The organism is Streptococcus sp. HMSC062H02 (genome assembly GCF_001813005.1).
Classification (GTDB): Bacteria; Bacillota; Bacilli; order Lactobacillales; family Streptococcaceae; genus Streptococcus; species Streptococcus oralis_S.
Window position 1 is genome coordinate 1 of the sequence record NZ_KV811099.1, and the last position, 3238, is coordinate 3238.

General features: G+C 40.5%; 1 pseudogene. It reads right to left on the reverse strand.

Annotation, left to right across the window (positions count from 1 at the left end):
- Window positions 1–3238: pseudogene (gene padA, locus HMPREF2885_RS01960) on the reverse strand (LPXTG-anchored isopeptide-forming adhesin PadA); the annotation flags it as partial.

Here is a 3238-nt window from a genome sequence, read left to right on the forward strand (position 1 = left end):
GTTACTGGGACTTCGTTAGAGTCCTTGTGATATTTCGGATTGTGATCAATATCATAAGAAGCCTTATTCGGAATCTCTGTCTTACCATCTTTATTCACATAAGCTGATAAGTTGGCATTATCTCTAATCTTAGCCTTGAAATTCACTTCAATGGACTTACCTGCATCTGCTTTTACAGAAGCTTCTGTAAAGGCAACTTTGATGACTTGACCAGAAAGTGTCACTGTCGCCTTCGATCCTGCATCCTCACCATCAAGTTTAACAGTGGCTGAAGCATTCTCACCAACAAATTCTAGAACTTCTTTCAACTCGTCTGTCATCTCAAACACAGTTGCGCTGGCAGGCATTGTTGTTTTCAAAGTATAAGTAAACTCTTCATTACGTTTTGCAAGATCATAACGTTCTGCTCCGTTTACTTCCTTCTTAAGCTCTGGAGTAGTGGTTGGTGGTGGTGTAACGGTAACTGGTTTTGATTCTTTCTTAGAATCAGGATTATCATTAATGATGTAGCTAGCAGTATTTGGTACTACCGGCTTGTCTTTTGATTCATTTGGATAAGCTGCTAAGAGTGCATCAAAGGTAATGCCTTCCTTCACCTTAGCCTTAAATGAAACTTGTACAGCTTTACCAGCATATTGTTTCACTTGCTCTTTACCAAATGTGACCGTCAAACGTTGACCTTCTGTTGTTACAGTGAGGTCTTGAACAGCTTGGCCATCAACAGTGACCGTTGCTTCTCCTTCAAATGCCAATTCTTTGACGATATCATCTGAAATGGTGAAGCTATCTGCCACATGTGGAACCGTTGAGTCAATCGTATAAGTAAAGATTTCTGATAACTTACCAAGATCTGCGTGTTCCTGACCATTCACCTTCTTCGTGATTGGTGGTGGTGTAACAGTGACTGGCTTGGTTTCTTTCTCACCTTGTTGGTCATTCTTGTTGGTGTAAGTAATCTTAGCTTTGTTCTCAATAGATGGAACAGTTGAGCCTTTCTTCACTTTGGCATGAATCACGAGCTCTACTTCTTGGTTACCGTAGTCACCCGCATTCGCAAAATCTTTCATCGTTGCAGTCACGGTTTGACCTTGAACTGTTACATCGAAGAATTTCGCTGCCGCTCCCTTGATTTCAGCTTGACCTGGAGTCAAGTTCTCATCCAAGGTATCCGTTACAACGAAGGACTTGTACGTTGTAATATCATTTGGCAATTTCGCTTTGATATTATAAGCAAAGTCGGTTTCCGCACCGATTGTTGCCTCTGTCAGTGTTTCGTTGATTTTCTTATCAACACCTGGTTCTGATGGAGGGGTTACGGTGACAGGTTTCGTTTCTTTTTCTCCGCTATGATCGTTCTTATCTGTGAAGCTAAACTTCGCAGTATTTGGAATGTTGATACGAGTCACTCCATCATTGATCTTAGCCGGAATAATCAATTCCACTTCTTGACCAGCAAGGTCTGTAGCGTTCGCAAAGTCCTTCATCGTTGCAGTCACGGTTTGACCCTCAACTGTTACATCGAAGAAGGCGGCAGCTGCTCCTTTGATAACTGGTTTGCTTGAAGTTTCATTGATAACTGACAAATCTCCTTCAAGTGTATCTGTAATCACAAATTTCTTGTAATCTGTAATATCTGTTGGAAGTTTTGTCTTAATGTTGTAGTTATACGCTTGACCTGTCGCGATATCTAAGTGATCAAGAGTTTCATTGATCTTCTTCGTTACAGGAGGTGGCGTTACGGTGACCGGTTTCGATTCAACTTCTTTCTCTACATTATTCTCATTTGTAAAGGAAATAGAAGCCTTGTTTTCAATGGTTGTACCTGTCACACCATTTTTAACTTTTGCAGGAATGACTAGTTCAACAGTTGAGTATTTTGCAAGTTCACCAAACTGACCATCCTTCACCGTTGCCGTAATCTCTTGGCCATTGGTGTGGATATCAAAGAGGGCCGCTGCAGAACCTTTAATACTTACGTCTCCTGCAAGTTCCAAATTAGCATCCAGTGTATCACGAATCACAAATTTCTTGTAATTAGCAACATCACTTGGTACTGCTGTTGTAATGTTGTAGTTGTATGGTTGCCCATCAAACGTTTGGAAGCTATCCAAGTTTTCATTGATTTTCTTATCAATCGTTGGTTCTTTTGGTTTTGGTGGGGTAACCGTTACTTCGTTAGAGGTTTGTTTCACATCGTTCAAGATCACATCCGCTGTATTTGGTACTTTTACTTGACCATCTTTCTTGTATTTAGAAAGATCAGCACCTTTACGGATTTTCGCCTTAAAGGTTAATTCTACATATTGAATGTCTTTCACCTTACGGCGATTCACTTTACGAGTGATTTTTTCAAGATTAGTTTTGTCTAGTGTCAACGAAACGGTTTGACCTGAAACAGTTGTCGCACCTTTCAAATCAGCGTTATCTTTTCCACCGAGTTTTACATTCAAACTATCTGCTTGAACTTCTAACTCTGGAACAACTGTATCTGTCAGCGTAAAGTTGTCCGCAATACCTGGCCATGGAGCAGTCACCTTGTACTCAAAGAGTTCCTCTTCTGCCTTCAAATCTTCATGTTCTTTGTCATTAACCTTCTTCGTAATTTCTGTTACAACTGGAGGTTTCACATAAACTGGATTTGAACGGCGAATGGTACTTGGTTTGGTATCTGTCTTGGCATGCGCATCTTGGTTTGGTTGATTGTCATCACCATTCCACATGATGTTCCCTTGGTTTAGGAGACCAAATCCATTACTTTCCTGAAGGAGAGCCATGAATTCTTTACTTGATTGATTATTGCGGTATTGTTCTTTCAAACGAACCTTAATGGTCATTTGAGCTTTCTTCAATACCAAGTAATTGTAGTTGGATCCTTTAGCAGGAACATCCGCAACCACGACACTTTGAGGGTTGCCTTCTGAATCATCTTGACTAACTACACGAGTGGTCCATTTTTCTCCATTTGGTCCAGTAGCTGAACTTTCAACCACTTCCAAACGGTAGTCAAGTGGGTCTGTCAACATGACGTTCTTTTCAAATTCGTAGGCTACGTTATTGAAGTTGTAATCAAGAGTATAGGTAAACTCCTCTGCCTTGTCTGACAATTGTGCAGAATAGGCTTTTTTCTTTGTCAAACCAAGCGGGTCATCAATTTCTCCCAAGTCATTACTCTTATCTGCGTCGGTAATTTTCTTAGTGACACTTGGGTAACAGTACTCGAGTTTTTGAACTTCAACTT